The sequence below is a fragment of the Mycolicibacterium septicum DSM 44393 genome, assembly GCF_000455325.1.
GTDB classification, from domain to species: Bacteria; Actinomycetota; Actinomycetes; order Mycobacteriales; family Mycobacteriaceae; genus Mycobacterium; species Mycobacterium septicum.
The window spans coordinates 644,942-647,900 of sequence record NZ_HG322953.1 but is presented as its reverse complement, the minus strand read 5'-3'; the positions used below and the strand labels follow the sequence as shown (position 1 = coordinate 647,900).

Annotated in this window: 3 protein-coding genes and 2 pseudogenes; 3 read left to right on the top strand and 2 right to left on the bottom strand. The window is 70.4% G+C overall.

The window, feature by feature from the left end:
* The coding region (locus TX88_RS35445; protein WP_244438722.1) for an aminotransferase class I/II-fold pyridoxal phosphate-dependent enzyme at positions 1 to 617 on the bottom strand (617 nt) is incomplete at its 3' end.
* Positions 618 to 763: 146 nt separating this feature from the next.
* On the opposite strand from TX88_RS35445, the gene TX88_RS29885 reads away from it, so the two are divergent.
* From TX88_RS29885 to TX88_RS29875, 3 genes and pseudogenes are all read left to right on the top strand, one after another.
* Entirely contained in the window at positions 764 to 1,441 is a 678-nt protein-coding gene (locus TX88_RS29885) for an HAD-IA family hydrolase (protein ID WP_044523507.1), read from the top strand.
* Complete coding sequence (locus TX88_RS29880; protein WP_084622265.1) at positions 1,434 to 1,943, top strand: low molecular weight protein-tyrosine-phosphatase; 510 nt, start codon at positions 1,434 to 1,436, stop codon at positions 1,941 to 1,943. The genes TX88_RS29885 and TX88_RS29880 overlap by 8 nt, the downstream gene beginning before the upstream one ends.
* A pseudogene (locus TX88_RS29875) lies at positions 1,943 to 2,771 on the top strand (SURF1 family cytochrome oxidase biogenesis protein). Before TX88_RS29880 ends, TX88_RS29875 begins: the two are co-directional and overlap by 1 nt.
* On the opposite strand, the pseudogene TX88_RS33605 reads toward TX88_RS29875, so the two are convergent.
* Positions 2,725 to 2,959: pseudogene (locus TX88_RS33605) on the bottom strand (cobalamin biosynthesis protein); the annotation flags it as partial. The pseudogenes TX88_RS29875 and TX88_RS33605 sit on opposite strands and share 47 nt — an antisense overlap.

Sequence of the window (2,959 nt, the reverse complement as noted above, 5' to 3'; positions counted from 1 at the left end):
CGCGCGGTGAGCCGGGCCAACACCTCGGGCGCACCCAGGGCATAGCCCACCCGCAGCCCGGCCAAGGACCAGGTCTTGGTCAGGCTGCGCAGCACCAGCACGTCGGGCAGCGAGTCGGACGCCAGGGTCTGCGCCTCCCCGGGGATGCCGTCGGCGAACGCCTCGTCGACGACGATCAGCCGGCCCGGCCGGCGCAACGCCAGGATGTCCTCGCGGCGGTGCAACACCCCGGTGGGATTGGTCGGGTTGCCGACCACCACCAGGTCGGCTGCGTCCGGCACCGTGATGCCGGTCAGGGCGAACGGAGCGGGCAGCACCACGTGATGAATCGGCACCCCGGCCTCGGCCAGGACCGCTTCGGGTTCGGTGAACGACGGGGCGATCAGGGCGGCCAACTGCGGTCGCAGTCCGGCCAGCAGGGCGAATCCCTCGGCTCCGCCGGCCAGCAGCGCCACCTCGTCCGCACCGCGGCCGTGGCGGTTCGCGACGGCTTCGACGGCCCGGCGCTGATCTGCCTCGCTCGGGTAGCTGCCCAGCTCGGGCAGCCGGGACGCCAACCGGTCGGTCAACCAGACCGGCGGACCGCCGGGGCGCACGTTGACCGCGAAGTCCAGCATGCCCGGCAATGCGGCCTGGTCGCCGTGGTAGCGGGCGCCGGCACGGGCCCCTACACGGTTTCGACTCGACACAGCACGACCCTAGTGGTCGGGGTGCTCAGCTGGGCATCCGGAGGACTGCCCGTGGCATACGGGAGAATGGGCACGTGACTGACACGCTGGAACTCACCCGACCGCAGCTGGTGCTGTTCGACCTCGACGGCACCCTGACCGATTCGGCGGCCGGGATCGTGTCGAGCTTCCGCCACGCGCTGGCCCATGTCGGCGCCGGGGTCCCCGACGGTGACCTGGCCGGACGCATCGTGGGCCCGCCCATGCACGAGACGCTGCAGTCGTTGAGCCACGGTGAGACGAGCTTCGACGCCGACGCCGCGATCGCCGCCTACCGCGCCGATTACACGAGCCGCGGCTGGGCGATGAACAGCCTGTTCGACGGCGTCGAGCCGTTGTTGGCAGATCTGCGCGCGGCCGGGGTGCGGCTGGCCGTCGCGACGTCGAAGGCCGAGCCCACGGCGCGGCGCATCCTGGAGCATTTCGGCCTGGCCGGCTACTTCGAGGTGATCGCGGGAGCCAGCCCCGACGGCGTCCGGGCGGCCAAGGCCGACGTGGTCGCCTACGCGCTGGCCCAACTCGAACCCCTGCCGCAGCGCGTCCTGATGGTCGGTGACCGGATGCACGATGTCGAGGGCGCGGCCGAGCACGGCATCGACACCGTGGTGGTCGGCTGGGGCTACGGCGCCACGGACTTCTCCGGTCCCACCGCGGTCGCCGCGCACGCCCACGTCGACACCGTCGCCGCACTTCGGGAGGTGCTCGGTGTCTGACGTTTCCACTGAGCCGGTTCTGCACGTCACGTTCGTGTGCTCGGGCAACATCTGCCGCTCCCCCATGGCCGAGAAGATGTTCGCCCACCAGATCAGCGAACGCGGCCTGGCCGACGTGGTCCGGGTGAGCAGCGGCGGCACCGGCGGCTGGCATGCCGGTGACGGCGCCGACTCCCGGGCCTGCCTGGTGTTGCGCGAGCGCGGTTATCCCAGCGATCACGTCGCGGCCCAGGTCTCCGACGACCATCTCGGCGCCGACATGGTGGTCGCGCTCGGCCGCAACCACCTGCGCATCCTGACCGATCTGGGGGTGCCGGACGACCGGCTGCGGATGCTGCGCTCGTTCGACCCGCGCTCGGGCGCGCATGCTCGCGATGTGGAGGACCCCTACTACGGCGCCAAGACTGATTTCGAGGATGTGTTCGCCGTGATCGAAGCGTCCCTGCCCGGGCTGCACACCTGGGTCGATCAGGCGCTGACCGCCCGAGGAATCGTGGCCTGATGAAGCGGCTGACCTTCCTGTTCCGGCCCCAGTGGATAGCGCTGTTCATCGTGGTGGTGGCATTCGCCTACCTGTGTTTCACCGTGCTGGCGCCGTGGCAGTTGGGCAAGAACACCAAGACCTCGCGGGAGAACAACCAGATCAGCCATTCGTTGCAGGCCGATCCGGTTCCGGTCACCACCCTTCTGCCGCAACAGGATTCGGTCGCACCCGACGCCCAGTGGCAGCGGGTCACCGCTACCGGCCACTACATGCCCAAGGCCGAGGTGCTGGTCCGGTTGCGGGTGGTCGACGGCGAGCCGGCCTTCGAGGTGCTCACCCCGTTCGCCGTGGACGGCGGGCCGGTGGTGCTGGTCGATCGCGGCTTCATCACCCCCATCGACGGAAACAAGGTGCCCGAGTTCGCGGCCGCACCGACGGACCAGGTGACCATCACCGCGCGCCTGCGTGATGCGGAAGCCCGGGTCGTGGGCAAGGAGCCGTTCCGCGGCGAGGATGGCGCGCAGCAGGTGTATTCGATCAACACCGAGCAGATCTCCTCGATCACCGGGGTTCCACTGGCCGGGTCGTATCTGCAGCTGGTGGCCGAACAGCCCGGCGGGCTCGGGGAGATCTCTCTCCCCCACCTCGACGCCGGACCGTTCCTGTCCTACGGAATTCAGTGGATCGCGTTCGGGATCGTCGCCCCGTTGGGACTGGGCTACTTCGTCTACGCCGAGATACAGCAACGTCGGCGCGAACGCAGCCGCGCAGAAGGCGTCCGACGAGCCCGCCCGGGAACTCACCAGCGAGGAGAAGCTCGCCGACCGCTACGGAAAGCGCCGCTGAGCGCCAACAGCACCGCCACCGCGGCCGCCGAGGCCTGCACGGCGCGCGAGAGTCGCACCGTCCGGGCCACATCCACCACCTCGGGGATGCGCCCGTCGCCCAGGGTCGGCCGGATCTCCAGCTGATGCGCGTACTGCGTCGGGCCGCCCAGACGTACCCCGAGCGCCCCGGCGAAGGACGCCTCGGCC